Annotated in this window: 28 protein-coding genes, 1 tRNA gene and 2 pseudogenes; 19 read left to right on the top strand and 12 right to left on the bottom strand. The window is 29.7% G+C overall.

Annotation, left to right across the window (positions count from 1 at the left end; all coding sequences use genetic code 11):
- The 4 genes and pseudogenes from AMO08_RS05200 to AMO08_RS05185 form a co-directional block, all read left to right on the top strand.
- A pseudogene (locus AMO08_RS05200) lies at window positions 1-286 on the top strand (alanine dehydrogenase); the annotation flags it as partial.
- A 2-nt stretch (window positions 287-288) separates the two neighbouring features.
- Window positions 289-2,733, top strand: coding sequence for a GcvT family protein (locus tag AMO08_RS05195; protein ID WP_075485882.1), 2,445 nt, complete (start codon window positions 289-291; stop codon window positions 2,731-2,733).
- 45 nt (window positions 2,734-2,778) lie between these two features.
- Entirely contained in the window at window positions 2,779-2,988 is a 210-nt protein-coding gene (locus tag AMO08_RS05190; RefSeq protein WP_075485880.1) for a hypothetical protein, read from the top strand.
- 70 nt (window positions 2,989-3,058) lie between these two features.
- Window positions 3,059-3,135: transfer RNA gene (locus AMO08_RS05185), tRNA-Met, on the top strand.
- Between the two features lie 84 nt (window positions 3,136-3,219).
- Here the strand turns inward: AMO08_RS05185 and AMO08_RS05180 are convergent.
- Complete coding sequence (locus tag AMO08_RS05180) at window positions 3,220-4,362, bottom strand: glycine cleavage T C-terminal barrel domain-containing protein (RefSeq protein WP_075485878.1); 1,143 nt, start codon at window positions 4,360-4,362, stop codon at window positions 3,220-3,222.
- 227 nt (window positions 4,363-4,589) lie between these two features.
- On the opposite strand from AMO08_RS05180, the gene AMO08_RS05175 reads away from it, so the two are divergent.
- On the top strand, window positions 4,590-5,108 hold the full coding sequence (locus AMO08_RS05175) for a phosphoribosyltransferase (RefSeq protein WP_075485876.1): 519 nt from the start codon (window positions 4,590-4,592) through the stop codon (window positions 5,106-5,108).
- Window position 5,109: 1 nt separating this feature from the next.
- Here AMO08_RS05175 and AMO08_RS05170 read toward each other — a convergent pair whose 3' ends face one another.
- Window positions 5,110-6,144 (bottom strand): GMP reductase, encoded by a 1,035-nt coding sequence (locus AMO08_RS05170; RefSeq protein WP_075485874.1) that lies wholly within the window; start codon window positions 6,142-6,144, stop codon window positions 5,110-5,112.
- A 70-nt stretch (window positions 6,145-6,214) separates the two neighbouring features.
- Complete coding sequence (locus AMO08_RS05165) at window positions 6,215-6,742, bottom strand: adenine phosphoribosyltransferase (protein ID WP_075485872.1); 528 nt, start codon at window positions 6,740-6,742, stop codon at window positions 6,215-6,217.
- A 41-nt stretch (window positions 6,743-6,783) separates the two neighbouring features.
- Here AMO08_RS05165 and AMO08_RS05160 point away from each other — a divergent pair, with 41 nt between their 5' ends.
- Genes AMO08_RS05160 through mtnA form a run of 3 tightly spaced genes read left to right on the top strand, consistent with a single transcriptional unit; the run spans window position 6,784 to window position 9,670 of the window.
- Window positions 6,784-7,659, top strand: coding sequence for an S-methyl-5'-thioadenosine phosphorylase (locus AMO08_RS05160; protein WP_075485870.1), 876 nt, complete (start codon window positions 6,784-6,786; stop codon window positions 7,657-7,659).
- Entirely contained in the window at window positions 7,656-8,597 is a 942-nt protein-coding gene (locus AMO08_RS05155) for an alpha/beta hydrolase (protein ID WP_075485868.1), read from the top strand. Before AMO08_RS05160 ends, AMO08_RS05155 begins: the two co-directional genes overlap by 4 nt.
- A complete protein-coding gene (mtnA, locus tag AMO08_RS05150; protein WP_075485866.1) occupies window positions 8,594-9,670 on the top strand; it encodes an S-methyl-5-thioribose-1-phosphate isomerase in 1,077 nt (358 codons plus the stop codon). Before AMO08_RS05155 ends, mtnA begins: the two co-directional genes overlap by 4 nt.
- Window position 9,671: 1 nt before the next feature.
- Here mtnA and AMO08_RS05145 read toward each other — a convergent pair whose 3' ends face one another.
- On the bottom strand, window positions 9,672-11,705 hold the full coding sequence (locus AMO08_RS05145) for a bifunctional aldolase/short-chain dehydrogenase (protein WP_075485864.1): 2,034 nt from the start codon (window positions 11,703-11,705) through the stop codon (window positions 9,672-9,674).
- 85 nt (window positions 11,706-11,790) lie between these two features.
- Here AMO08_RS05145 and speD point away from each other — a divergent pair, with 85 nt between their 5' ends.
- Genes speD through AMO08_RS05120 form a run of 5 tightly spaced genes read left to right on the top strand, consistent with a single transcriptional unit; the run spans window position 11,791 to window position 15,940 of the window.
- Window positions 11,791-12,831, top strand: a complete 1,041-nt coding sequence (gene speD, locus AMO08_RS05140) for an adenosylmethionine decarboxylase (protein ID WP_075485862.1) — start codon at window positions 11,791-11,793, stop codon at window positions 12,829-12,831.
- A gap of 59 nt (window positions 12,832-12,890) precedes the next feature.
- On the top strand, window positions 12,891-13,742 hold the full coding sequence (locus tag AMO08_RS05135) for a transporter substrate-binding domain-containing protein (protein ID WP_075485860.1): 852 nt from the start codon (window positions 12,891-12,893) through the stop codon (window positions 13,740-13,742).
- Window positions 13,743-13,786: 44 nt separating this feature from the next.
- Complete coding sequence (locus AMO08_RS05130) at window positions 13,787-14,479, top strand: ABC transporter permease (RefSeq protein ID WP_075485858.1); 693 nt, start codon at window positions 13,787-13,789, stop codon at window positions 14,477-14,479.
- A complete protein-coding gene (locus AMO08_RS05125) occupies window positions 14,479-15,153 on the top strand; it encodes an ABC transporter permease (RefSeq protein ID WP_075485856.1) in 675 nt (224 codons plus the stop codon). Before AMO08_RS05130 ends, AMO08_RS05125 begins: the two co-directional genes overlap by 1 nt.
- 4 nt (window positions 15,154-15,157) lie before the next feature.
- Complete coding sequence (locus tag AMO08_RS05120) at window positions 15,158-15,940, top strand: phytanoyl-CoA dioxygenase family protein (RefSeq protein WP_075485854.1); 783 nt, start codon at window positions 15,158-15,160, stop codon at window positions 15,938-15,940.
- Here AMO08_RS05120 and AMO08_RS05115 read toward each other — a convergent pair.
- Both AMO08_RS05115 and AMO08_RS05110 read right to left on the bottom strand, forming a co-directional pair.
- Entirely contained in the window at window positions 15,935-17,086 is a 1,152-nt protein-coding gene (locus AMO08_RS05115; protein WP_075485852.1) for a M24 family metallopeptidase, read from the bottom strand. The two genes, AMO08_RS05120 and AMO08_RS05115, sit on opposite strands and share 6 nt — an antisense overlap.
- Window positions 17,087-17,089: 3 nt before the next feature.
- Window positions 17,090-17,479 carry a DUF6165 family protein gene (locus tag AMO08_RS05110; protein ID WP_075485850.1) on the bottom strand — a complete coding sequence of 130 codons (390 nt, stop codon included), beginning with the start codon at window positions 17,477-17,479 and terminating at the stop codon, window positions 17,090-17,092.
- A gap of 32 nt (window positions 17,480-17,511) precedes the next feature.
- On the opposite strand from AMO08_RS05110, the gene AMO08_RS05105 reads away from it, so the two are divergent.
- Window positions 17,512-18,453, top strand: coding sequence for a glycosyltransferase family 9 protein (locus AMO08_RS05105; protein WP_075485848.1), 942 nt, complete (start codon window positions 17,512-17,514; stop codon window positions 18,451-18,453).
- Window positions 18,454-18,495: 42 nt separating this feature from the next.
- On the opposite strand, the gene AMO08_RS05100 is transcribed toward AMO08_RS05105, so the two are convergent.
- From AMO08_RS05100 to AMO08_RS06000, 3 genes and pseudogenes are all read right to left on the bottom strand, one after another.
- Window positions 18,496-19,386, bottom strand: coding sequence for a DMT family transporter (locus AMO08_RS05100; RefSeq protein ID WP_075485846.1), 891 nt, complete (start codon window positions 19,384-19,386; stop codon window positions 18,496-18,498).
- Window positions 19,383-20,465 (bottom strand): glycosyltransferase family 4 protein, encoded by a 1,083-nt coding sequence (locus tag AMO08_RS05095; protein WP_075485844.1) that lies wholly within the window; start codon window positions 20,463-20,465, stop codon window positions 19,383-19,385. Before AMO08_RS05095 ends, AMO08_RS05100 begins: the two co-directional genes overlap by 4 nt.
- Window positions 20,465-21,020: pseudogene (locus AMO08_RS06000) on the bottom strand (thioredoxin family protein). The gene AMO08_RS05095 and the pseudogene AMO08_RS06000 overlap by 1 nt, the downstream one beginning before the upstream one ends.
- A gap of 19 nt (window positions 21,021-21,039) precedes the next feature.
- Here AMO08_RS06000 and AMO08_RS05085 point away from each other — a divergent pair.
- Genes AMO08_RS05085 through AMO08_RS05070 form a run of 4 tightly spaced genes read left to right on the top strand, consistent with a single transcriptional unit; the run spans window position 21,040 to window position 23,359 of the window.
- Complete coding sequence (locus AMO08_RS05085; RefSeq protein WP_075485842.1) at window positions 21,040-21,552, top strand: gamma carbonic anhydrase family protein; 513 nt, start codon at window positions 21,040-21,042, stop codon at window positions 21,550-21,552.
- Between the two features lie 9 nt (window positions 21,553-21,561).
- Complete coding sequence (locus AMO08_RS05080) at window positions 21,562-21,852, top strand: DUF1330 domain-containing protein (RefSeq protein WP_075485840.1); 291 nt, start codon at window positions 21,562-21,564, stop codon at window positions 21,850-21,852.
- The gene (locus AMO08_RS05075) at window positions 21,849-22,775 is read left to right on the top strand and encodes a hypothetical protein (protein WP_075485838.1); all 927 of its coding nucleotides are present in this window, start codon (window positions 21,849-21,851) and stop codon (window positions 22,773-22,775) included. Before AMO08_RS05080 ends, AMO08_RS05075 begins: the two co-directional genes overlap by 4 nt.
- Entirely contained in the window at window positions 22,775-23,359 is a 585-nt protein-coding gene (locus AMO08_RS05070; protein ID WP_075485836.1) for a hypothetical protein, read from the top strand. The genes AMO08_RS05075 and AMO08_RS05070 overlap by 1 nt, the downstream gene beginning before the upstream one ends.
- A gap of 17 nt (window positions 23,360-23,376) precedes the next feature.
- On the opposite strand, the gene AMO08_RS05065 is transcribed toward AMO08_RS05070, so the two are convergent.
- Genes AMO08_RS05065 through AMO08_RS05055 form a run of 3 tightly spaced genes read right to left on the bottom strand, consistent with a single transcriptional unit; the run spans window position 23,377 to window position 25,066 of the window.
- Window positions 23,377-23,580: a hypothetical protein gene (locus AMO08_RS05065; RefSeq protein ID WP_075485834.1), complete on the bottom strand. Its 204-nt coding sequence runs from the start codon at window positions 23,578-23,580 to the stop codon at window positions 23,377-23,379.
- Window positions 23,581-24,186 carry a PNPOx family protein gene (locus AMO08_RS05060; RefSeq protein WP_075485832.1) on the bottom strand — a complete coding sequence of 202 codons (606 nt, stop codon included), beginning with the start codon at window positions 24,184-24,186 and terminating at the stop codon, window positions 23,581-23,583.
- Window positions 24,187-24,190: 4 nt separating this feature from the next.
- Window positions 24,191-25,066, bottom strand: coding sequence for an NAD(P)-dependent oxidoreductase (locus AMO08_RS05055; protein WP_075485830.1), 876 nt, complete (start codon window positions 25,064-25,066; stop codon window positions 24,191-24,193).
- 11 nt (window positions 25,067-25,077) lie between these two features.
- On the opposite strand from AMO08_RS05055, the gene AMO08_RS05050 reads away from it, so the two are divergent.
- The gene (locus AMO08_RS05050) at window positions 25,078-26,283 is read left to right on the top strand and encodes an MFS transporter (protein ID WP_075485828.1); all 1,206 of its coding nucleotides are present in this window, start codon (window positions 25,078-25,080) and stop codon (window positions 26,281-26,283) included.
- Window positions 26,284-26,293: the final 10 nt, after the last annotated feature.

Raw genomic sequence — 26,293 nt, 5'->3', positions numbered from 1 at the left:
CAAACCTACAACACACGGTGACCCAACTTATATAGTAGATGATGTAGTTCATTATTGTGTGGCAAATATGCCAGGAGGTGTACCTAGAACATCAACATTGGCATTAAATAATGCAACTTTACCTTTCTTAGTTAAGCTTGCTAATAAAGGTTATCAAAAAGCATTAAGTGAAGATAAAAACTTCTTAGCAGGGTTAAATGTTCATAAAGGTCAAGTAACTTACAAAGCAGTTGCTGATGTCTTTGGACATAATTTTGTTGAACCTGGAGAAGCTATCAAACATTAGAAATGGAAAAAAACTATCCTTCAAGCGCAAAGGTAGTTGTAGTAGGGGGTGGAGTTGCTGGCACTTCTTGTGCTTATCATTTAGCTAAATTTGGCTGGAAAGATATAATTTTATTAGAAAGAGACCAACTCACTTCTGGAACGACATGGCATGCTGCAGGATTAATAGGTCAATTAGGAGCCACTTCTACTATAACCAAATTAAGAAAATATTCTTTAGATCTTTACAAAGAGCTAGAAAAAACAACAGGTTTATCAACTGGGCTTAAACAGAATGGAGCAATAACAGTAGCTTCTTCCAAAGAAAGAATGCAGGAATTATTAAGACAAGCTACAACTGCACAACTATCTAATGTTGAGGTAGAGGTTTTAAACAAAGAGAGAATAAAAGAACTGTATCCAGTAGTAAAAAACGAAGATCTAGTAGGTGGTGTTTATATGCCAAAAGATGGTCAGGCAGATCCTGTTGGGGTTACAAATGTATTGGCTAAAGCTGCTAAAATGTTGGGTGTTCAAATATTTGAGAAGTCACCAGTAAATAAAATTTTGATAAAAAATAAAAGAATATGTGGTGTTGAAACTTCTGAAGGAAAAATAGATTGTGAATATGTAGTTTTAGCTACAGGAATGTGGTCTCGACAAATTGGAGAAGATATTGGTGTTAGTGTTCCGCTATATCCTAATGAGCACTTCTATGTGATTACGGAGCCAATGAGAGATCTTCCAAAAGATTTACCTGTTTTGAGGGATTACAATGCTTGTCTTTATTTGAAAGAAGATGCTGGAAAAATGTTGGTTGGAATTTTCGAACCTAATGCAAAACCTGCATTTAAAGATGATGGAAGAGTTCCAGATGATTTTTCATTTGGAGAATTTCCTGACGATTTTGAACATTTAGAACCTTACCTTGAAAAATCATTTCATAGACTCCCAATGTTAGAAAATGCAGGTATAAGAAAATTTTTTTCAGGCCCTGAGTCATTTACACCTGACACACAGTATTTGCTTGGAGAAACTCCAGAAGTAAAAAATCTTTATACATGCTGTGGTTTCAATAGTATCGGAATTGCAAGTTCTGGAGGAGCGGGAAGAGTAACTGCTGAATGGATGATTAATGGTCATATAAATGAGGATTTATTTTCACTTGATATAAAAAGATTTCAAAAGTTTCATTCATCTAAAAAATTTATAATGGATAGAGTTACTGAAACCTTAGGGGACTTATATGGTATGCATTGGCCTTATAAACAACACTCAACTTCTAGAAATGAAAAATTATTACCTTATCATGATGAATTAAAAAAAGCTGGTGCATGTTTTGGTGTAGCAGGAGGGTTTGAAAGACCTATGTGGTATTCCTTAAATGGAGAAAAATCAGATTATGAACATAGTTTTAACTATCAAAATTGGTATCCATCAGCAAAACATGAAACCATAAATGCTAGAAAAAATGTAGGACTTTTTGATTTTTCTACTTTTTCTAAATTTGATTTAAAAGGTGAGAAAGTTCATAGCGATTTACAAAAAATTTGTACAGCTAACATTAAAAATGAAATTGGCAAATCTACTTATACTCACATGCTAAATGAAGACGGTGGTATTGAAACGGATGTAACAGTTGTCTGTATTGATAAAAATTATTTTAGAATAGTTAGTTCAGCAGCAACTAGAGAAAGAGATAAATTTCATATTTTAAAATATTTATCTGAAGATGTTAAATTTATTGATGTTACAGAAGAGATTTGCTGTCTTGGTTTATTTGGTCCTAAAAGTAGAGAAATGATTCAAAAAATTAGTGATGAAGATTATTCACCAGAAAATTTTCAATTTGGATCAGGAAAAAATGTATTGATTAAGAATATAAAAGTTTGGGCACAAAGAATATCTTATGTAGGTGAACTTGGCTTTGAATTATATGTAAATAAAAACTATGCTTTGGATTTATATAAAATTTTAACTAATGAAGGTAAAAACTTTCGCTTATCTCATTGTGGTATGCATGCAATGGATATAATGAGAATGGAAAGTGGTTTTTTACATTGGGGCCATGATATTTCACCAGAAGAAAATCAGTATCAAGCAGGTTTAAATTTTACTATTAGTTATAAAAAAAATTTTAATTTTATAGGTAAAGACGCATTGTTAAAAATTAAAGATAAACCTTTAGAAAAGACAATGATGATGTTTACATTAAAAGATAGTAAACCAGGCCAACCTTTGTTGTTACATGAAGAACCTATTTATTTAGATGATAAAATCATTGGAAGGACAACTTCAGGAAATTATTCATTCTGCTATGATAAAAATTTATCATTTGGCTATGTTAATTCAGGAAACACAATAGATACGCTTAAAGATAAAAATTTGTTCATAGAAGTGGAGAAGATCAAATATCCAATCGAAATACTTTCAAAACCACTAAATACAAAAGATTTTAGAAAAATTTAATTATAATTTTATTGTATTTAAGTTAATTAGCTGGTTAGATAAATTGTGAAAAAAAAAGATCAAGACTCATCATTATTTAATACCGAAATTACTAGAAATAAAGATTTTGAAGTAGATAAAATTAAAACTACTAATGTAAATATTTTACTAAACAGAGTTAGATTAGATCAAAAAAGAACTTTAAAAAAAAGAATTGTTTTTTCAATTATTTTGGCTGGTTTAGTTAGCTCATTAGCTATTTATTTTATTATTTAGTTTAGGATTTGATTTAAAAAAAGTTTATTGAAACAATAAAGATATATATTATAAATCATTTATCAATTATGGCGGGGTAGCTCAGTTGGTTAGAGCGCGGGACTCATAAGCCCGAGGTCAGTGGTTCGATCCCACTTCCCGCTACCATTCTAGAAGCATTAGTCTGTTTTGTGTATCTGAGGCGTCAATGAAATTGGTTCAAAACTAGGATTAAATAAAAAAAATAGCTACTTAGCTTGAAGCTATTTTCTTTTTTGGATCGTAAAAAGGTTTTTCAACAACAATAGATTTAAAATTCTTATCTCCAATTTTTACATCCAATTCTGTACCAATTTCTGAATATTCTAAATTAATCATTGCTAATGCAATGTTCTTTTTTAATCTTGGTGAATAAACAGCCGAAGTAACTTTTCCAATCTGTTCATTATCCTTAAATATTTTCCAAAAAGTAGTATTAGGTCCTTGTAAAGGTTCACATTCAATTATGATCCCAACTTGTTTTCTTTTAATTCCTTCTTCCTTAATTTTTCTTAAGGCATCTTTACCAATATAATTTACGTCTGTATCAAAACTTACTAATCGATCTAAGCCTACTTCAAATGGATTGGTGTAAATATCTGCGTCAGCATGATATGAAAGCATAGCTGCTTCTATTCTTCTTATTGATGATGTGTGGCCTGGTTTTAAATTATAATTTTTTCCAGCTGCCATTATTTTTTCCCATAGAACATCACCTTTAGTTCCATCTCTCAAATAAATTTCATATCCAAGTTCACTTGACCAACCAGTTCTAGATACAATCAAAGGTATTCCATCTAAATTATATTCTCTTAACCAATAATATTTTAAATCATTAATACTATCACCAAATAACTTTTGCATTATTTTACCTGAGTTAGGTCCTTGAAGTTGCAGAGGTGAAACATCAGGTTCGGAAATTTTAACATCCAATCCTGAATTAATAGCAACTCCTTGTGCCCATAACAAAATATCGCTATCTCCTAAAGATAACCAAAAATGATTTTCTGCTAATCTTAAAAGCACAGGGTCGTTTAAAATTCCACCTTCATGATTAGTAATTAAAACATATTTACATTGTCCAACAGATAATTTTGCAAGATCTCTAGGTGTAAGTAACTGAATAAATTTATACGCATCTGGTCCTGTTATTTCTACTTGTCTTTCAACAGCCACATCACATAAAATTGCATCATTAATTAGGTTCCAAAAGTTTTCTTCAGGACTGCCAAAATCTCTTGGGATATACATGTGATTATATACGGAAAAATCTTTTGCTCCCCATCTAACAGTTGCATCAAAATATGGAGATTTTCTAATCTGAGTCCCAAAACCAAATTCTTTTTTTGTCATCATGGCTTTTACTATGATAAAAATTTAATTTAAAGAAAATTTTCCTGCTCCATATACGCGTCAATGAGATTGGTTCTTGACTAAGATTCTTTAATTTGATTCAATATCATTAGAAAGGAAAGAGAGCATTTACAGGGGTAATTGTTCTAGAGTAGGTGAACAGGGTTCATGGCGATAGACTCATAAGCCCGAGGTCAGTGGTTCGATCCCACTTCCCGCTACCAAAAATTATGAAAGATATTTATATAACTTGGGAAGATTATCATAAAAAGATAGAGCAATTAGCTAAAAAAATTCATGAGGATAATTTAAAATTTAATCAAATAATTTGTATTGCAAAAGGTGGATTAAGGGTTGGAGATATTTTTAGTAGACTTTTTAATGTTCCTTTAGCCATTTTATCTGTTGAGTCTTACCATGGTGATAGTGATGATATTAAAAATCAACAGGGACAGTTTACTTTTTCAAGAGATTTAGCAAAAACTACTCCAAACTTAGGTTCACATGTTTTGTTAGTTGATGATTTAGCTGATTCTGGAAAAACTTTAATAAAAAGTATTAAATGGTTAGAACATTTTTATGGATTTTATTTTGATAAAAAAATTAAAACTGCAGTTATATGGCACAAGTCAACTTCAAAATTTAAACCTGATTATTCTGTAGATTATTTAAAAGACTCTCCTTGGATACATATGCCTTTTGAGAAATATGAAACTACAAATATTAAAGATTTTAAGTTTGAAAAATAAATTATTTAATTAAACTATCATTAAATTGATTAGAAACTCTTACGAATGTAGTGCATTTGCTTAATTGTTTAAGTGAGGGCGCACCAACATAAGTACAACTACTTCTTACACCCCCAAGAATATTTAAAATAGTATCGTTTATTTTACCTCTGTATTTTACTCTTACTTTTCTTCCCTCACTACTTCGATAATCTGAAAGTCCACCATAGTGTTTTTTATTAGCAACTTCAGAGCTAGATCCATAAAACTCTATATATTTTTCTCCATTTAATTTAACAATTTTACCGTTTCCTTCATCATGTCCTGCAAGCATACCGCCGAGCATTACAAAATCAGCACCACCTCCAAAACCTTTAGCCACATCACCAGGACAAGTACATCCACCATCCGCAATTACATGTGCACCAAGTCCATGAGCAGCATCGGCACATTCGATTACCGCACTCAATTGTGGATAACCAACACCAGTTTGAATTCTTGTAGTACAAACGCTGCCTGGTCCTATTCCAACTTTAACAATATCCGCTCCACTAAGAACTAATTCTTGAGTCATATCAGCAGTTACTACATTACCTGCAATTATTGTTTTAGTTGGGTATTTATCTCTTACAGATTTAATGAAATTAGTGAAATGTTCTGTGTATCCATTCGCAACATCAATACAAATGAATTTAAAAAAACTAAATTCTTTTAATACTTTATCTAAATTTTGAAAATCTTCTTTTTTAATACCAACGCTAAGTGCGATATTAGGATAGATTTTTTTAATATTTTTATTTTGTTTGATTTTTTTAACATCATGTTGTTTTGTTAATGATGTAATCATTCCATATTCATTTAATTTTTCAGCAACACCTAATTCTCCAACACCATCCATGTTTGCTGCCATAATTGGAATACCTGACCATTCATTTTTGCTGTATTTAAATCTATATGTTCTAAGAAGATTTACGTCTTTACGACTTTTTAATGTACTTCTTTTAGGTCTAAATAGTACATCTGAATAATCTAACTTAAGCTCTTCTTCAATTCTCATCGTTGATTAAGTTATAATCATAAAATTTTATTTCAAACATTATATGGCCTGTGGATAAGTTTTTTGCTTTTTAATGCCCTGGAAATTCAATTAAATTCTCAACTTTATAATTATTTTTTACTAAATTATCTGATCCACCTAGATCAAATAGGTTAATTACAAATACAAATGCTGAAACTTTACCTTTCGAAATCTCAACTAATTTTGCAGCTGCTTCAGCTGTACCTCCAGTTGCAATTAAATCGTCTATAATTAGAACTTCATCTTTTTCATTTATAGAGTCTTTATGAACCTCAATCGTTGCCGTTCCATATTCAAGCTCAAAATCAACAGAATGAACATCTGCTGGTAACTTATTTTTTTTTCTTAACATTATAAAGGGTTTTTTAAGAATATAGGAGACAGCAGAAGCAAATACAAAACCTCTAGACTCAATGGCTGCTATTTTTGTAAAATTATATTTTTTTGATCTTTCAATAATTTGATTAATTGTTTCTGCAAATGCATTTTCGTCTTTAATTAAAGTTGTTATATCTCTAAATAGAATACCTTTTTTTGGATAATCAGGAATAGATCTAATATAATCTTTTAAATTCATAATAGTTAAATATAAAAGTATAAATAAATAATTTTTTAATTATGACAACAAATAAATTGGCAATAATTGGCGGCAGTGGCCTTTATGATGTTGAGGAATTCAAAGAAAGAGAGTTACTTGATTTACATACACCTTGGGGAAAACCTTCTGATCAGATTTTAAAAACTAAATATAATAGTAAGGAAATTTATTTTTTACCAAGACACGGCAGGGGGCATTTTGTTTCTCCTTCAAATATAAATTTTAGAGCAAATATAGATGCTCTGAAACAATTAGGTGTTACAGATATTGTTTCTGTATCAGCTGTTGGTTCTCTTAAAGAAAATTTACCTCCTGGAAAATTTGTAATTGTAGACCAATTTATTGATAGAACTTTTGCAAGAAATAAAACTTTTTTTGATGATGAGATTGTTGCCCATGTATCAATGGCTCACCCAACCTCTAACGGATTAATGAATGCTTGTGAAGATGCAATTAAAAAATCAAAAATAGATTATCAGAGAAACGGTACTTATGTTGTAATGGAAGGACCACAATTTTCAACACTGGCAGAGTCTAATTTGTACAGATCTTGGAAAGCAGATGTAATAGGTATGACTAACATGCCCGAAGCAAAACTTGCTAGAGAAGCTGAAATTAGGTATGCATCAGTATCAATGGTAACTGATTTTGATTGTTGGCATCCAGATCATGAGAATGTTGACGTACAACAAGTTATTAAAGTATTATTAGAAAACGCTGAAAAAGCCAAAGTAATGATAAAAAATTTAATTGATAATTTTGAAGATCATATTGATCCAAATGATCCAACTAATAATTGTTTAGATGTAGCAATAATAACAGCCCCAGAAAAAAGAACACAAAAAACAAAAGATAAACTTAAAACAGTAGCAGGAAGGGTACTTTTAAAAAAATGAGAAAAATATTATTAATTTTTACTTTTATATTATTTTCAACTCTAGCTTATGCAGGACCTTACGATAAGATTAATGAAAGCGGTTTCATTAATAAAGAGGTTAGATTGATTAAGAATTTTGAAATTAAGGATCCTAAAAATAAAATTATTTTAATTTATAATCACGGACAAGACGAAAATGATATCGCAATAAATTGTACATGGGTATCAATGTTAAGAAATCATGCATCTTTGATAGACCAAGAGGTTAATGGAAAAAAAATAATGGTTTATAATTTATGCTCAACTCATCTTAGAGGAGATATGTCTAAAAATATGTCTAAAAAAAAGGATTGGTGGTGGTTAAAGCCTGTACCAAAAATTTATGAAGGTAAGCATATATTGGATAAAAGAGTAGAATTAAATTTAGAATTAATTGAAAAATTTGTAGATGCGGGAGTACCAAGAAAACAAGTTTTTGTTACTGGACATTCTTGTGGCGGTTTAACCACGTTATTGTTTATGTCTAGGTACCCAGATAAGGCGGGTGGAGGCATATCTTATATGCAAGCATGTTTTGGAAAATTATCTTCTAAATATAAAGTAAAAAAAAATGGTGTAGAAAAAGCAATGGCTAAATTTAGAAAAAAATATCAAGGACCTCATGATTTGCGACAAAAGATGAATGACGAAATTAAAAATAATTTAAAAGTTCCTATATTAGCCTTCACACATCCAAAGGATAAATATGAAGGATTATTATCTGATTGGTTAGAACAAATTCCTGGGATGAAAAGAATAGTAATTTCAGAAAATTATAAAATTAATGGAAAGAGCTGTAAGAGAAAAGGAGATGACTGGGAGGAACCAGTAAAAAAAGGTCATAATATGGATGTTGGACTTTGTTTTCAATATTATAATCCAACAATATTAGATTATATTGCATCAAGATTGAAATGAAAATTGAAGGAAAGGAATATCGAACAATTTGGTTTGATGAGAAAAGCCAAACTGTTAAAATCATTGATCAAACAAAACTTCCACATCAATTTATAATTAAAGATCTCAAAACTGTAAAAGATGCAATCAATGCCATCAAAATTATGGAGGTAAGAGGAGCGCCATTAATTGGTGGAACCGCTGCTTACGGTATTGTTTTAGCTATTATGGAAAAAAATGATCCTAATTTTATTAAAAAAAGTTCAGAAGATTTAATCCAATCAAGACCTACAGCTATTAATTTAAAATGGGCAGTAGATCGAATGATGAAAAAATTATCAAGGTTAAATAATAACGAATTATTAAATGTAGCTTTAAATGAGGCAAAAGAAATATGTGATGAAGATGAAAAGTTTTGTAAAAATATAGGTATCAATGGATTAAAAATAATTGAGGAAATTTATAATAAAAAGAAAAATACTGTGAACATATTAACACATTGTAATGCTGGCTGGTTAGCAACTATTAATTGGGGAACAGCAACTTCGCCCATTTATCATGCTCATAAAAAAGGAATTCCAATTCATGTCTGGGTAGATGAGACAAGACCAAGAAACCAAGGTGCAAATTTAACCTCCTATGAATTAAATGAAGAAGAAATTCCTAATACTATTATTGCTGATAATACAGGGGGTATTTTAATGCAAAGGGGTGAAGTTGATATATGTATTGTAGGTACAGATAGGACATTATCCAATGGGGACGTTTGCAATAAAATTGGAACTTATCTTAAAGCATTAGCTGCTCATGATAATAACGTTCCTTTTTATGTAGCTCTTCCAAGCTCAACAATTGATTGGGATATTAAAGATGCAAAAGATATTCCTATTGAAGAAAGAAATTCAGATGAATTATCTCATGTCGAAGGTATTGATGAGAATAATCAAATTAAGAAAGTTTTGATATACCCAAGCAAAAGTAAAGCAATGAACTTAGCATTTGATGTTACGCCTGCAAAATATGTGACAGGATTAATTACTGAAAAAGGGATTTCGGATGCTTCTTCCGAAGGTCTAAAAAAATTATTTAAATAAGTTATCTAAGTGAAGCAGCTATATTTCCACCATCAACAGTTAGTACTGCACCAGTTGTTTTTTTTGATACGGCTAAATGAAAAAAGGCTTTTGCAACATCTTCAGCTTTTACTTCGTTTAAAAGTAAGTTTCCTTTCATATATTCATCCGTTGAAACTTCTCTGGCCTTAGCTCGAGATTTAATCATTACATCATTTAAAAGACCACTTCTAATTCTGTCAGCATTAACTCCATTTGATCTAATTCCTAACGCACCATAATCTAATGCATATTGTTTACATAAACTTAATAAAGCTGTTTTTGGAAGACCATAAGGACCAAAGTTTTTTCCAGGATTTACTGATTGTTTTGAAATATTAAACAATAAGCATCCCTGTATATTTTGTTTTTTCATTATTTTAATAGTTTCTGAAGCACAATTTTGATGAGAAAAAAAATTATCTTCGAAACTTTCTCTTAAAATTTTATCATCAACTTCAGCAATAGATCCACCAACCGCTGTTCCAGCATTTGATATTAAAATATCTATACCACCATATTGTTCACTTATTATTTTAAAAGCATTTTTTACGCTATTTTTATTTCTTACATCACAGTGCAAACATAGATCTTTAATTTTACTTTGCATTTCTTTTACTTTTTTAGAATCGTAATCAAGCAATACAATTTCTGCACCATAACTTTTAAATAGTTTATAAGTGGCTGAACCAATTGCACCAAATCCACCAGTTATTACAACAACATTTCCTTGAAGAATTTTTTTAGCTTTTTTAATTTTAGCTTGTTCTAGCGACCAATATTCAACATCAAATAAATCTTTTTCAGGTATAAACTTGTATTTTGTTGTTTCTTCAACTGATGAAATTACTCTGGCATTTGTTTCAGTTAGGTCTCCAGCTATTTTTGAAGCATTTAAACTATCACCCACACTAAATAAACCAACGTTTTGTACCAAGATTACCCTAGGAGATGTATCTAACATTGTTTTTTTACCTTTAACTTTTTTCTTATTCGTATTGAAATACTTCACATATTTTTTTCTATAATCTTTAAAACTTTTCTTTGCAATTTTTTTGAAATCTTCAATACTTGAATTTTGTTTTGGAGTGATTACTAATGGAAATGGTTTTACTCTTATTACATGATCTGGTGTAGCAGTTCCAATACCAGAATATCTTTTGACTTCTTTACCATTTATAAAATAATCTAAGGTTTTGTTTGACCTAAAATTAAGTATAAATTTCTGATCTTTTTTTTCAGTTAATAAACCTCTTAAAATTGGTGCAATTTCATGTGGCTTAAACTTTGTATTATAATTTTTGATTTGCTTTATTTTTTTTCGTTTTAATTTTCTAATTGTTTTCTCTGCAATAGAAACATATTTAATCATTAAGTCATATGATTTTTTAGCATCATTATCAAAAGTGAATATTCCATGGTTTAAAAGTATTAAACAGTTAATATTTGGATTTTTATTATAAACCTCATTAATTTTTTGAGCCAAACCAAATCCGGGCATTACGTAAGGTACAATACTAACCTTGGTTCCAAAAATTTTTTTACAAAGATCTTTACCATTTGGCCTATTTGTTACATCCATAATTGCATCAGAATGCGTGTGATCAACAAATTTAAAAGGTAGAAATGCATGCAAAAAAGTTTCTACAGATGGGTTAGGTGACTTAATATCTATTAAGTTTCTTTTTTGATAAGCAACCATATCTTCATCACTTAAATATTTTTTATTTTTAAGAGCTAAAAGTGGATTTAATTTCACTGCAGGTAAACCAGCTGGTTCTATTTCAGCCATGTCCCAACCACTTCCTTTAACACAGAGTACCTCGTAATTTTTACCATCAATATCTTTAATTGAGGTTTTTACAGATGTATTTCCACCTCCATGAAGAACAAGTTCACTATTTCTTCCCAATAGTCTTGTTGTATAAACTCTTAAAGCCATATCTTTTGAATGACCAAGTTTTGTATACTTTTTGATGTATTTTTTTGCTTCTAAATTTGACCAATTGTTTTTCACAGTTACAACCTCAGCGAAGTATTATAATAGTTTTTTGTTTGAAAGAAGCAAAAAATTTGATTAGTAAGGTTTCATCAAGGTTATTATGACAAAAGTTGGTGAACACATTACCCTAGATATTATTGGAACTACAAAAGAATATGATCCTGTTTTATTTGAAAAGGTAATTCATGATATTGCAAAAGCTGCTAAAGTTACAATTCTTAATATTTCAAAATATAAATTTGAACCACAAGGTTTTACAATTTTAGCTTTATTGGCTGAAAGTCACATTAGCTTTCATACTTTTCCAGAAAAGGGGATTATTAGTTTTGATTTTTTTACTTGTGGAAAGGTAAACCCTTCCGTTGCAATAGATATTATTAAAAAAGAATTCGAACATAAAAGAATAGTTAAAAAAGAGTTTAACAGAGATACAAAATCTCTTTATCATGACATTTATAGTTCGCCAGGTTTACAAAAGTCATATGTTGTAAACGATGTATTAGAGGACTTTAAATCTAAAGTAGGTCAACATATTGAAATACTAGATTTAGAGCAGTTCGGAAAATCATTATTTATAGATGGAGAAATTCAAGTTGCTTCAACAGATGAACATTTGTACAGCTCAACTTTTGTTGGTTCTGGTTTAGATTTAAATAAAGACAATGAAAGGGCTGCTATCATTGGAGGAGGTGACGGTGGTGTAGCAAGAGAATGTATTTCTAAAAAATTTAATTTTATAGATTGGTACGAACTAGATCCAGAAGTAGTTGATGTTTGTAATAAGCATCTTGGAGAAATTGGTAAGAAGGCAACAGAAAAAAATTCTGTTAAATGTGTCTGGGGCGATGCTTTTGAAAGTATTAAATCTGTAAATGATGATACTTACGATCATATATTTGTAGATCTTAATGATGATCAATTTTGCATAGATTTAGCTTCTAACAATATGGATTCCTTGGTAAGAATTTTAAAACCCAAAGGAGTTATTACTGCACAAGTTGGAAGTCAGGATAAAAAACCACAGCAGGTTGAAAATTGGTTAAATGTTTTTAATCAAAATTTTGGGAACGCAAAATTAACAAGAGTTTACATACCTAGTTTTGATTGCTCTTGGAATTTTTCTTCATCAATTAATCATTAATTTTTCTTTTTTCTTATTTAAAATTGTGAAATAATTCTACTTAATTAAAGGAGAAAATAATGAATATATTCAAAAAAACTATTTTAACAGTTCTTGCTTCTTTATTTATCATTGGAAATGTTTCTGCTGAAAAAATAAAAATAGGAACTGAAGGCGCTTACCCTCCATGGAATTCAAAAGATGCATCAGGTAATCTTATTGGTTTTGAGGTAGAGCTTGCTCAAGAACTTTGTGCAATTATGAAGTATGAGTGTACAATCGTTGAACAAGACTGGGACGGCATGATACCAGCTCTAGTAATGAGAAAGTTTGATGCAATAATGGCTGGAATGTCAATTACTGCTGAACGACAAAAGACAATTACTTTTTCACAAGGTTATGCTGACGAAGTAGCTTCTCTTGCAGTAATGAAAGGTTCAAGTTTAGAAGGAATGGATACACCAGAAGGTATTAATTTATCATTAGGTGGATCTGATGTTAAGAAAGCTCTTAAAACATTAACAGGAGCACTTGCTGGTAAAACTGTTTGTACTCAAACAGGTACAATTCACCAAAACTTTTTAGAGTCAGGTGATGTAGGAAGTGTAAATGTAAGAACTTATAAAACTCAAGATGAAGTTAATCTAGATTTAACATCTGGAAGATGCGATGTTGCTTTAGCAGCAGCAGTAGCATTTACTGATTATGCTGATAAATCTGGTAAACCAGTAGTATTAGTTGGACCAACTTTTTCAGGTGGTGCATTTGGTAATGGTGTAGGTGTTGGTATTCGACAAGCTAGCGATAGTGCTATTGGAAAAAGAGATGCCAAAATTTTAAAAGACTTCAATAAAGCAATTAACAAGGCTAGAAAACAAGGAATTATTAGCAAACTTGCTATTAAGCACTTCGGTTTCGACGCTTCTATGTAATTCGTTTCAGATCTGGCGACTATAATATATAGTCGCCAATCTATATGGAACTTCTCGCATTTGGTAAAACTGGTTGGGGTGATGAGTTATTTTATGCAACCTTAATGACAATTGCTGTATCGATTACAGCAATGTTTGTTGGTTTCTTTTTTGCATTAATTTTTACACCTTTAAAACTCTCCAAATATAAAACTTTAAATTTAGTTGGTAATTTTTATACAACAGTGATCCGTGGAGTACCTGAATTACTCGTCATATACCTGTTCTTTTTTGGTGGCAGTGGAGCAATCATGTATGTAGCTTCAATTTTTGGTTATTACGAATACATAGAGATTAACGCATTTATTACTGGCTCATTGGCTATTGGAATTATTTCTGGAGCTTATTCAACTGAAGTATTTCGAGGTGCAATTCAATCAATAGATAAAGGTCAATTTGAAGCTGCAAAGGTACTTGGAATAAATAAGTTTGGGCAATTTTATAAAATAATACTACCCCAGATGTTAAGATTAGCTATTCCAAATTTAAGTAATGTTTGGCAAATAACTTTAAAAGACACTTCTCTTATCTCAGTTACGGGTTTGGTTGAAATAATGAGACAGTCTTATATTTCGGCAGGATCTACTAGAGATCCATTATTCTTCTATTCATTTGCAGCAGTTTTATATCTGATGCTTACTTATGTGAGCATGAAATTAATCAATAAGTTAGAAGTTAGGTATAGCAGGGGGTTTTAATGGATTTTGATTTAATGATCACTAGTTTCCCTAAACTTTTAGGAGCAACAGTAGTTACTTTAAAATTATTATCTGCATCATTATTCTTTGGATTATTCCTAGGTCTTTTTTTTGCAATTTTAAGATTAAATAAAAATATTTTTATTAATAAATTTGCTTATGGCTATTCATATATATTTAGAGGAACACCATTACTGGTACAGATTTTTATAATATATTTTGGATTAGGACAAATCGAATATTTAAGAACAACATTTCTGTGGATTATTTTAAAAGAACCTTACTGGTGTGCAATAATTGCATTTACTTTAAATACTGGTGCTTATACCTCTGAAATTTTAAGATCTGCATTTCAAACGATAAAACCAGGCATTATTGAAGCTGGAAAAAGTTTAGGTATATCAAATAAGATAATCTTTTATAAAATTCAAATTCCAATTGCTATTCGACAATCACTCCCAGCATATGGAAATGAAATCATATTGATGATGAAAGGAACATCATTAGCAAGCACGGTAACCTTAATGGATTTAACTGGTGTTGCTAAATATATAATTTCAACAACTTTTAAACCAATCGAAGTATTTATTGTTGCTGGTGGAATTTATTTGTTCATGACTTTTATCATCCATAATGTAATTAAATATTTAGAGAAAAAGTATAGCTTTCAATAATAAAATGTTTTTATCTCATAAACAAATTAAAGAGTATCAAAATGATGGTGTAATAGTAGTTAAGGATGTATTCAAAGATTGGATTGAGCCACTTAGAAAAGGATTTCAAAAAGTTTTAGATAATCCAAGTAAGCATGGGCGTGAGAATGTAGCTAATGATAATGGAAGATTTTTTGAAGATTATTGTAACTGGGAAAGAATAGACGAATTTAAGGATTGTTTATTTAATTCACCTGGAGCTCAAATATTTGCAGAAGCAACTAACTCTAAATCTACTCAAATTTTTCATGAACACATTTTTATAAAGGACCCAGGCACTCACAAAGAAACACCATGGCATCAAGATATGCCATATTACTGTGTTGATGGTAACGATACAGGAAGTTTTTGGATTCCATTAGATGAAGTTGATCAAAAAAATAATCTTAAATTAATCTTAGGTTCTCACAAATGGTCTAAATTAATCAAACCTACAAAATGGTCTAATAACCAATCCTGGTATGATGATGATGGTTCTTTTATGGATTTACCTTCAGAAGAAGAATTTAAAAAAAATATTTTAATCCCAGAACTAAGTTTAGGTGATTCTGTTTTGTTTAATTTTAAAACTATACATGGATCAACAGGAAACAATACTTCTAAAGCTAGAAGGGCATTTTCTATGAGATTTATAGGGGACGATGTTAAATATATTGATAGAGGAGGACCTACTTCGCCACCATTTGATGGTATTAATTTAAAAACAGGAGATTCGATGAGAGAAGATTGGTTTCCTAAAATTTTATAGATTTACTAAATCTAATTTTTGTTTACCTAATCTTTCGTTACCATTCTCCGTTACTAGATATGTCTCACCTAAATTCATTGCTAACTTATTATCCGAGTCCATCAAGATCATATGCATGAAAAAGATATTACCTGTTTTTATGATATAAGGATTATCGGTATATAGCATAGGCCAGTCCATCCAATTTGGTGAAAATGTTGATCCTAGTGAATATCCACAAGCATTCATTCTTGATTTATTATATCCAAGATCGTCAAAAGTTTTTGCATGAATATCAAAAACTTCACCAACTTTACTTCCAGGTATTAATTTTTTTTCACAATTTTTTAATGCTTCTAAACATGCATCGTACATTTTAAAGTGTTTAGCATCAGGTTTTCCTACAGTAATAGTTCTAAACATTGCAGAGTGATAGTGTTTGTAAGTACCTGCCCATTCAATACTCAATTGGTCTGTATTTGATAAAACTCTTTTTTCTGATTGGTATCTACACAGCAAGGCATTATGGCCTGATCCAATAATATATTCATTAGCAGGATAATCTCCGCCACCCTCCAAGACAACTTTTTGCATCTCGCCTAAAATTTTAGCCTCACTTTCACCAGCTTTAGTATATTTCCAAGCTTGATCTAAAGCTAAGTCAGCTAGCTCTGCAGCTTTTTTTACATAAGTAATTTCTTCTGGAGATTTAATAACTCTAAGTTTTGTTATCAATTCTGATTGATCCTCTATATTGCAATAACCTTCTAACGATTTATTTAATCTTAAAGCATTACGCCCGGTTAAACCATAAGCTTCATACTCAATACCAATTTTTTTTCCTTTCAAAGACAATTCCTCTAAAATTTTCTTAAGGTCATAAACAGGGTTTGAGTTATCTTTATCAACCCAAATTCTAATATCTTCAATATTAGATGTATTTTGAGCTTGTCTTAAATCTGGAGCTCTAGTTAAAAGAATTACATTACCTTTGTTATCGAGAACTAATGTTTGAAAGAAAACATAACCAAAAGTATCATAACCAGTTAACCAATACATTGACTCTTGTCTGAACATTAATAAGGCATCAAGACTTTGTTCTTTCATTGACTGAAGTACTTTGGTTTTTCTTTGTAAAAATTCTTGCTTTGAAAAATGAAGCGCCATTAATTAATAACTAGTGTATTCTTTAATTTCTTTTATTTTTGATCCAGTATGCTCATTTATTTCTAATTTAATTTTAGCTCGATCATCATTCAGAAAATGGACATCTCTTGAAAGTTTTACAAATTTTTCAGTAAAATCTTTATCTTTTTCACAAAGTCTTTTAGCATCTTCAATAACCCAAAGTTTAGAGTTAATATCTTTTAGTGATTGAAATAAGTTATTAAGTTTATCATCTGATTTGACATTTTTGTTTAATTGCTCTTTTAAAACAGAGTGCTCATCTGAAATGAATTTTAACTTATCAGGATCTTTAATTTTATCTTTCTTAATTTCTAGTATAGAAATTTTGTCTAAAAGCTCACCTACCGATACTTCTACTATAATTTTATTCATTAAATCTTATACTATGTTAAATTGTTAAAAATATGTCTAATATTTTAATTATTAAACACGGATCATTGGGTGATATAGCTCAAGCTTGTGGTGCAATTCAAGATATATCAGAGAATCATAAAGAAGATGAAATTTATTTGCTCACAACTAAACCATACTTTGATTTATTTAAAAAAAATCCACATATTTCTGATGTTATTTTAGATAAAAGATTATCAAGACTTAACCTGATTTACTTATATTCATTAATGAAAAACATAAAAAAATATAATTTCTCTAAAGTTTATGATCTTCAAAACTCAAGCAGAACAGCTTTTTATAAAAAAATTTTATTTCCAAAAGCTACAAAAGATATTTGGTCTTCTACAGAAACCACTTTACCTGAAGGAACCACAAAAGAAGATTTTGATAAAGATTCTGTTCTATCTAGATTTGATTTTCAATTAAAAAGTTCAGGCATAAATACAAATCATACTTTGAAACCTGATTTTTCTTGGAGTGCTACAGACATATCTCAAATAAAAAAATACTATGAATTAGATAAATATATTCTTCTTTTTCCTTTCTGTTCGCCTCATTTAACTTCAAAGAAATGGCCTTATTATAATGAATTAATTTCTAAGATTAATAAAAAGTCAGGTAACAAATTTAAAGTAGTTATTGCACCTGGACCGAGTGAAATTAAGGAAGGATCAAATATAAATGCACTTTGTGTTTTAGATAATGGTAAAGCTTTAGATATTTCTCAGTTATCAACATTAATTAAAGATAGTTCATTTGTTATTGCAAATGATACTGGACCAGCACATATGACAGCACACTTAGGATCAAAAGGAATTGCTTTATTTGGATCTCACACAACTCCTTTTAAAGTAAGTATCGAAAGAGAAAATTTTAAAGCAATACAAGCTCCTGAATTATCTAAACTTTCAGCAGAAAAAGTTTTTGAAAGACTTTCTGAAATTATTTCTTAATTTTTTCTAATACTCTTATTTACAAAACCTTTAAAAGAAAAATTAAGATTTTATATCTATACGCTTTCTAATAATTTCTTTATCAAGTTTCATTTCACGATATGACATGATTAAAACACCTAAAAATATAACACTAGCACCAATCCAAGTGAAGAGATCAGGGGTTTCACTAAAAACATAATATCCAATTAAAGAAGCAAAAACTAAACTTAGAAACGAGTATGGTTGTGTCATACTAACATCTACTAATTTGTATGCGTGATTTATGCAAAGATGTAGCAACGTACCAAACAAACCTGCAAAAAATAAATAAATCAAAGTTTGAAAACTAGGTGTTTGCCAATAAAACAACGCAATAATCAAACTAAAAAGTGTCATATACGTGTATCCATAAGATAAAATCGTAATCGAACTATCATCTTTTGCGATAGTTTTTGTAATTATAATTACTATCGACCACAAAAAAGAAGATGCCAGTGCCATATAAACTCCAAGAGAGATTTCAATTATTCCTGGTCTTAAAATTATTAACATTCCAATAAATCCTAAAACTAGTGCAAAACTTCTATATATGTAAATTTTTTCTCCCAGAAACAAAACTGCCAATATTGTTACTATGAAAGGAACTACAAAAGATATAGCTGTAGCTTTTTCAATTGGCATCATTACTAAAGCTGAGAAATATAATAACATTGAGGGCAAGTTTAAAACTGCTCTAAGTAAATGTTTTTTATGATGATTTGTTTTAAAAACTGTAAATTTAGATTTTAGCATATATGGAAAAATAATTAGTAAACCAAATAAAAATCTAAAAAATCCAGCAACATAAACATTAACTTCTTCTTGTGCTAATTTTAAAAAGGTTAACATCAATGTTCCACAAAAAACTGAGATTATAATTAAAAAAATTGCTAATTTATTATTTGAAATCAATTAAGTATCTTTTTGTAATCTTCAATTATTTTTGACCATTGAAATTTATTAACAAATTCTTTTGCATTTTTCCCAAGGTTTAAATACTTTTTATTTTCTAACATTGAAGTAATCGAAGAATAAATATCATCAAGACTATTTCCATCACATATTAAACCAGTTTTTTCATGATCAATTGCATCTGCTGCACCACCATCTTTACCACCAATTGATGGAATACCGTATTGTGCAGCTTCAACGTAAGCTATACCAAAACCTTCAACTGATTTTTTATAGATTATGGATGGCATTACAAAGATATTTGATTTTGAAACTAAAGCATTTTTTAAATCATTACTAATATCTTTAAAAAACATAACTTGTGCTTCAAGATCTAGTTCTTTTACCAGTTTCTTAATATTTTCCTCTTCTTCTCCATATCCAACACAAATGTAAACAATATCTGGATAAATTTGTTTTAAATTCCTTAAAGCCATTACGATTTTTTCATGATTTTTACGTTTATCAAATCTTGAAACTGTAATTAATCTTGGATTTTTAACTTTAAGTATACTTTCAACTTTATCTAAAGTTTTTTTATTTAATTCTTCAGCAGGATCTACACCTGGATTTATAACAATTACTTTATTTTTATTAACACCAAGTTCTATTGCTAGATTTTTTGTAAACTGAGAATTTGCTATAACTTTTTCAACATTATTTAAAACACTAATCACTTTTTTATTTTGACTAGAACCTTTAGGATGGTTAATTTCTTTACTATGAATTAAACAGTATTTGTTCTTAGAAGTTTTAATAAATTCTAAACTTTTCCAATGATCAGCAATAACACCATCAATTTTATTTTCTTTGATATATTCATTAATTAATTGTGCTTTTCTATATTTTCTAAGCAATTTTATTCCTCCAACTCTTTCTATCGAAAAAGAGGCTTGTTCATCAAATTCTTTATGACCTTCTATATGATCTGCAAAAACTTTTATCATAAAGTTTTTAGATAGTTCTCTTGAAAGGCCCCACATTAGATTTTGCATACCACCAACTTCAGGTGGGAATGATCTAGTTACAATTAGATACATTAATCATACTTCCATTTAATACCACAGCCTGCGCTCGGTATTTGATCTTCAGGACCTTTTCCGGTTTTAGCTATTTCTTTCATAGCTGTTAGTAGATCACTTTCTCCGTCTTTAACTGGGATAAACTTTTTAAGTTCTCTTAATCTTCCTCTGTATTGAAGTTCTAAATTTTTATTATAGCCAAAGAAATCAGGAGTACATACAGCTTCATATGCTTTAGCAATTTCTTGGTTTTCATCATGTAAGTAAGGAAAATTGAAATAATTTTCATGTGAAAACTTGATCATGTTAACAAATGAGTCTTCTGGATAATTAACAAAGTCATTTGAGCAGATAGCAACTGAGTTGATACCAATTTTTTTTTAATTCACTACAATCTTCAACTAATTCTTTTGTAATAGCTTTTACATATGGACAATGATTACAAATGAACATTATCAAAGTTCCATTTTCACCCTTGATATCATTTAAAGACAGAATTTTATTATCAGTGGATTTTAATTCAAATGGAATAGCTTTTTGACCAAAATCACATATTGGAGTTTGTATAGGCATAATGTAAAATATATAGATTATGTTTTATGATTTAAAAGATAAAAAACCAAAAAACTCTGGCGAAAATTGGGTAGCTCCTAATGCAACGATAATAGGAGATGTTACCTTAGAAAAAAATACAAGTATTTGGTTTAATGCAGTGCTTAGAGGCGATATTGAAAATATTCATATTGGTGAAGGATCTAATGTACAAGATGGGAGCGTTTTACACACAGATCCTGGATGTCCTTTAAAAGTTGGAAAAAATGTTACCATTGGTCATTTAGTTATGCTCCACGGGTGTACTATAGGAGACAATAGTTTAATTGGAATTGGCGCTGTCATTCTTAATAAAGCTAATATTGGCAAGAATTGTATTATTGGTGCTAAAGCTTTGATAACAGAAAATAAAATCATACCAGATAACTCTTTGGTTGTTGGTTCACCAGGTAAAGTTATTAGAGAAGTTTCAGAAGAAGAAAAAAAAGCAGTATTTGAAAACACAAAACATTATCAAGATAATTGGAAAAAATATTCGAAATCAATTTTTTAAAGGAGTTAAATGTCGGCAGGATATGTAATAGCACAATTGAAAATAACTAATCCTGAAAATTATAAAGAGTATATTGAAAAAGTGAATCCAATTATAAAAAAATTTGGTGGAGAATATTTGGTTAGAGCTGGTGAATTTCAAATTTTTGATGGGGAAACAAAATTTCCAAGAATAATTATTCTTAAATTTCCGAGCTATGAAAGAGCTCTTGATTGGTATAATTCTGAAGAGTACAAACCAATAAAACAAATAAGATTAGATAATGCTGAGGGAACAAATATAATAATTAAAGGATTATGAAAAAAATATTTATAGTTTTTATCGCTTTAGTTTTTTATTCTACTTCAGTTGTCGCTGTTGAAAAATTTAAGTTCAAATATAACTTGCATGAAAATTTACCAAAGAAGTGGATTTCAGAATTCAATAATATAATGAATATTGTTCAAGAAGTTATGCCTATAAATGAGAACACTAACCATTGGGTTAAAAATAATATGACATTAATGAACATGAAACAGGGCTATGGAATGGACATTTATGCATGGAAAAGTACAAAAAATCCTTTTCCAGAAAAGCGTGCTAATATGAAGTACTCAGGTCTTGAAGGAATTAATTCACCCGCACCATGGGTGCAATTAGACATAAACCCAAATGATTTAAAAAGTTCAGCAAATAAAATTCGTACTTACTCTGTTATTGTTCATGAATATTTTCATGTTTATCAAAGAGCACTTTCTCATGACAAAATTTTAGATAGAAACTCTCCAAAATGGTTATTTGAGGGGGGTGCTAAGGTTTTAGAGGAGATTTATTTAAAGCAATATTATGAAAAATACCTTTTAAAGAATGATCTTAAGCAAAGTGATAATTGGAGTATTAAAAGGGTTTCCAAAGAACCTAAATTATATGAAAAATATAATACATCACCACAAAAAAAAGGATTTGATAACAATTACTCAGGCTCTGCATTCATAGTTCTGGCCCTAGTTAACGAGTTAAAAAAAAATAATATTTCTGAAGAAAAAGCATTTGAGTTGGTTTTTAGAGAATTCTGGATACAGAGAGGCAAGCAGCCTCAAGGCTGGAATTGGCAACCATCTTTTAAAAATACTTTTGGAATGAGTCATGATGAATTTTATGAAAGATTAAGTAAATACAAAAGAAAAGATCTTAAAAAAATACTCCCAAGGAAGACATTAAAGATACAGGATATTTTTAGTTAATGAAAAAACTTTTAGTAATTTTAACAATTTCTTTAATTTCTCAATTATCTCAAGCAAACGAAAGATTTATACCACTTGAACTATTTACAGGTGGAGAAATTCGTGATGATACAGAAATTAAATTTACAAAAGCCAATTTGGTCTTTGGAGAAAAGAAAAGAAAAAAAATAGTAGGACCTGAAGATTGGAAATATCCAAATACAGGTAAGATAATTAAAGTTTATAAAAGAACAAGAAAAGGTCAAAGTGGAGTAAAAACCCAATATTTTACTGTTACTAATGATGGACAATGTATTGGAAGAGTTTGGGATAGTAGGCGTGGAGGAAGAATAATTGTAAACGGATGTAAATTTCCCTTAGGATTTTGGAAAGAAGGTGAAAAAAGATCATTTAACGGATCTTCTGGAGGAAAGACAAGAAAAATTGAATTAACTATTTTAAAACTAGGAAAAAAACAAAAAGATAAAATAAAATTTAATTGGAAACTTTACGATGGAGCTGGAAAATTAATGGATGACAATGATTATACATTTTCTGCTGGTAGAGCAATGACAAAGCTTAATGATAAAAAAATATCAAAATGAAAAAAATAGTTAGTTATTTAATTAAATAAGAGATCGTTAATTGAATAAACTATCAACCCAATAATAATAATTAATAGAATTAAAAAAGAAATTGTTCCACTTAAATGAGCTTTTATTCTTGTTTTTCCTTCTTTAAATTTTTTAAAATGAATGCTGCCAAATCTCATTACAGCTAAACCTAAAATAATAAGAAATGCTGTAAATATATATCCAGTAACCATCTATGGAACTAACCAGGTGTCTTTATTGTTTTCCAGATTAAACTTTGCTCTTCGGTGGCCTTTAGCTGCTAAATAAAGCCATTCTATAGATTTGATCTTACACTGAATGACAGTAAAGTTTTTGTAACCTTCTTCACTTTGTTCTTTTGTATAATCAAAATTATCTAATTCTGGTTTTAAACCTGAAGTTGGAATATCAGACTCTGTTCCGGGCCCATTATCAACTAAATAACATTTTCTACTTATATGCTGTGTTTTAGACCAAGATTCTTTTGTTACATCATTATTGTGATTAATAATACATTCTACTTTTAATCTGACCTGTATCTTTTCATCTTTATCATAAAATAACATTGCAGCATTTTTATTTGCATTTAGTTTTTCTATTTTGTCTGATCGAATGTCACTATGATATTGTACTAAATTATTTAATTGGTCTGACTTTCTTAAAACTACAATTCTTCCATCTAGATCAGATTGATCGCCACAAATAAATACTGGTATTCTAAAAGGTGAACTTCTGTCTTTAACAGCATTGTCTAGCATTGACCAAATTTTCTTTTTGATCTCTGCAAAGTCCTCGTAATACGGAACTGTATCAGTCACGAAATTATTTTTTCTTTTTTAGTCTAGCAATTAAACCTGAACTATCCCAACGATTTCCACCCATTTGTTGAACTTCAGCATAATAACCATCAATAATTTCTGTTATAGGAACAGGTGAACCATTTTTCTTTGCTTCTTCAATTGCAATTTTTAAATCTTTTCTCATCCAATCAATAGCAAAACCATAATCAAACTTATCATCCGTCATAGTTCTGTATCTATTCTCCATCTGCCATGATTGAGCAGCACCCTTAGATATTGTTTCCATAACTTTATCCATATCTAAACCAGCGTTTATTCCAAAATTAATTGCCTCTGATAAACCTTGAACTGTTCCAGCAATACACATTTGGTTCATCATCTTTGTTAACTGCCCACTTCCACAAGGACCAATTAATTTTACTTTTTTACTGTAACAATTAATTACAGGTTCAGCCTTTTTAAACACTTCTTCATCACCGCCAACCATTACTGTTAGTATTCCGCCTTCAGCGCCAGCTTGTCCTCCCGAAATAGGAGCATCTAAAAAACTAAACCCTTTATCATTTGCTTTTTTATTTAATTCTCTTGATACTTCTGCAGATACAGTTGAGTTATCAATAAAAATAGACCCAGCTTTTGCTGTATTAAATAATCCATTTGCCCCAGTTGCTACTTCTCTTAAATCATCATCATTACCAACGCATGTAAAAATGAAATCAGCTCCATCTGCAGCCTCCGCAGGTGTATTGGCCATTTTACCTTTATATTCACCAATCCATTTTTCAGCTTTAGATTTAGTTCTATTAAAAACAGTTACATTGTGTCCGGCTTTTGATATATATCCAGCCATTGGGTAGCCCATAACCCCAAGACCTATGAAAGCAACATTACAAGTCATAATTTTTTTATATGTTTAAAAGTTTAAGTTTAAAAGTAATTGTATTTGGATTTATTTTTACATTTTTTTCAAGTTTTGGACAGAGTTTTTTTCTTGGCCTATTTAATTCTAGTATTAGAGACGCCTTATCAATTACACATGGACAATTTGGCTCAATTTATGCATCAGCCACTTTATTAAGTAGTATTATTTTAGTTTGGATTGGAAAAAAAATTGATGACGTAAACATATTAAAATTTGCATCTTATGTAATAATTTTTTTATCAGCTTCTTGTTTTATATTTTCAAAAATTTCATCAGTTATTTTTTTATTCGTAGGAATTTTTTTGATGCGATTAGCTGGACAAGGTTTATCAAGTCATACAGCAACAACAACCATATCTCGTTTTTTTGAAAAAAATAGAGGCAGAGCTTTAAGCACAGGATGGTTAGGATTGTCATTGGCTGAATTTATAATGCCAGTTTTAATTGTTTTTTTATTAACTTTTATAGAATGGAGAGATATTTGGGTCTCAATATCTATTTTAGTTATAATTGTTTTACCTGTTGCAGCTTTTCTTTTAGTTAAAGACGTTAAGCTTGATACTAGAGAAGAATCTAAAATTGAAGAGAATAATAAAGAAATTAAACAATGGAAAAGAATAGAAGTTTTAAAAGATTATAGATTTTATATCATTTGTATGACGATGTTAGCAATGCCATGGATTGCAACAGGATCTTTTGTTTATCAGTCATTTATATCCTCTTCTAAAGAGTGGGGACCTTATGTGATTGCACAATCATTTATGGCTTACTCTATTTTATCAGTAATTACTCTTTTTATATCTGGTTTTTTAATTGATAAATTTTCAAGTAGAAAATTATTAATCTATATGAATATCCCACTTCTTTTTGGTACTATAGTTCTTTACTATTTTAATGCACCGATTTCTTCTTTTGTATTTTTTGGTTTAGTTGGTGTCACCAATGGTTTGGCAAACGTACTTGGTTCTTCAACTTGGGCTGAGATTTATGGTGTTAAATATATCGGATCTATAAAAGCCTTAACAACTGCTCTAATGGTATTTTCAACAGCCTTTGGTACAGCTTTATTTGGTTTTTTGATTGATATTGGTTTTTCAATTGAGCAGATAGCCGTTGTTTCAGGAACTTATATCTTTGGCTCAATTACCCTTCTTTATTTGGTTAAAAATAAACTAAATCCAAATTATTTATAAAAAAGCCCTT

It is taken from the genome of Candidatus Pelagibacter communis, assembly GCF_001180205.1.
GTDB lineage: Bacteria > Pseudomonadota > Alphaproteobacteria > Pelagibacterales > Pelagibacteraceae > Pelagibacter > Pelagibacter ubique_O.
This window is presented reverse-complemented; position numbering and strand designations above follow the sequence as displayed.